The 1,774-nt window shown below is 69.7% G+C and carries 1 protein-coding gene and 2 tRNA genes; 1 reads left to right on the plus strand and 2 read right to left on the minus strand.

The annotated features are described in order from the left end of the window. Positions 1-399 precede the first annotated feature (399 nt). Both A6302_RS20155 and A6302_RS20160 read right to left on the minus strand, forming a co-directional pair. Positions 400-473, minus strand: a tRNA-Gly gene (locus A6302_RS20155). Positions 474-684: 211 nt separating this feature from the next. Continuing rightward, positions 685-769, minus strand: a tRNA-Tyr gene (locus A6302_RS20160). A 216-nt stretch (positions 770-985) separates the two neighbouring features. Between A6302_RS20160 and A6302_RS20165 the strand changes: the two genes are divergently transcribed. Next, positions 986-1,774: TrmH family RNA methyltransferase (locus tag A6302_RS20165; protein WP_069308504.1), on the plus strand; the 789-nt coding region annotated here is incomplete at its 3' end.

The raw sequence follows: 1,774 nt of genomic DNA on the forward strand, positions 1-1,774 counted from the left end.
CCTTGGCCATCGTCTCGTCTCTCTCACAAGTGTCGCAGATTGCCGGCGAACCGGACCAGCCGGCGGGTCGAATAGTTGGTTTCTCGCCCCGGTTCAAGTCCCCCGCGGGTGATTCTGCCGCGCATCCGCGCCCTTACGCCCGGCACCACCCGCCCGAGGGCGACGGACAGGGAGGAACGTGACGATGATGTGACGGATTCGCGACATGTCTGCCGAAATCGGACGCTTCCGCTCGGGCGACGCGGTCGACTCTGGAGGTGGCTTACAGATGGGATCCGCGGTGCGTTGCGGCAAGTGGCGCTCCGGGCGGGGCGATCGGAGGGCTGGAGCGGGTCGCGGGAATCGAACCCCTCTGCCGGAGGCAGAGAACGCGGATCCGCGGGTTCGTGAAGAGCGGGCTGGAGCGGGTAGCGGGAATCGAACCCGCGTATTCAGCTTGGAAGGCTGCTGCTCTACCATTGAGCTATACCCGCGTCGCGCCCCCGGGGCGTCCGACGCCGTCCGGACTGCCGCCATGCGGCCACCGGATCCGGTCGATCTGCATTTAGCAGATGATCGCGGAAATGGAAGCCCCCGAGGCCGTGTCGCCGGCCCTCTCGAGGCGAAAATCGACGCGCTCGCGCGCTGCCTGCCCTCTCGCGGGGCCCGGCCGGTCATTCGTTCGACAGGACGTGAAAAGAGAGATGGTGGGGGAAGTAGGACTCGAACCTACGAAGGCGTAGCCAGCGGATTTACAGTCCGCCCCCTTTGCCGCTCGGGACATTCCCCCAACCTCTCGCGGGGTTGGCGAAGCGCCCCGGAGCTGACCCGGCGAAGCGAACCCCGCCGGTCGGGCGTGGTTATGGCGAGGGGTCGACCGGCTGTCAACCCGCTGCGTCGACAGAATGTCACCAATTCGGAGTGCCGCCGCCGCATCGCGCGCAAAACCGCGCCTCGTGGTGCGGATCGTCTTGGCAGCCGCCCCGCCGGGCCGCTATATGACGCGATGACCACAGAAAAGCCCCGTCCCGTCCGCGGCCACCCCGGCCGCCAGGCCCATCCGCAGCAGTTCCGGCCGCGTCCCAAGCGCACGCGCGAGGCGGGCGAGGTGCTGTATCTCTACGGCCTGCACACGGTGGAGCTGGCGCTGAAGAACCCGCGCCGCAAGGCGCTGCGGCTGCTGGCAACGCGCAACGCCGAGGCCCGGCTGGCCGAGCGCTTTCCGGAAGGCCTGCCGCTCACCCCCGAGAACACCTCGCCGCCGGCGCTCGACCGCCTGCTCGGCTCCGACGCCGTCCACCAGGGCGTCGCGCTCGAGGTGCTGCCGCTGTCGCCGCTGCGCACCAAGGACCTGTCGAACGCGCGAATCGTGCTGGCGCTCGACCAGATCACCGATCCGCACAATGTCGGCGCGATCCTGCGCACGGCGAGCGCGCTCGGGGTCGACGCGGTGATGACCACGGCCCGGCACAGCCCGGCCGAATCCGGTGTGCTCGCCAAGTCCGCCTCCGGCGCGCTGGACCTGATGCCGATCATCGAGGTGCGCAACCTCGGCGACGCGCTGCAGGAGGCCCGCGACGACGGCTTCCAGATCGTCGGCCTCGACAGCGAGGGCGAGACGGCGCTCGACGCCGCGGAGCTGCGCGCGCCGGTGCTGCTGGTGCTCGGCGCCGAGGGCAAGGGCCTGCGCCAGCGCAGCCGCGAACTCTGCGACGTCCTCGCCCGCCTCGACATGCCCGGCCCGATCAAGAGCCTCAACGTCTCGAACGCCTGCGCGCTGTCGCTGTATGTGGTG

The sequence above is a fragment of the Methylobrevis pamukkalensis genome (assembly GCF_001720135.1).
Lineage (GTDB): Bacteria > Pseudomonadota > Alphaproteobacteria > Rhizobiales > Pleomorphomonadaceae > Methylobrevis > Methylobrevis pamukkalensis.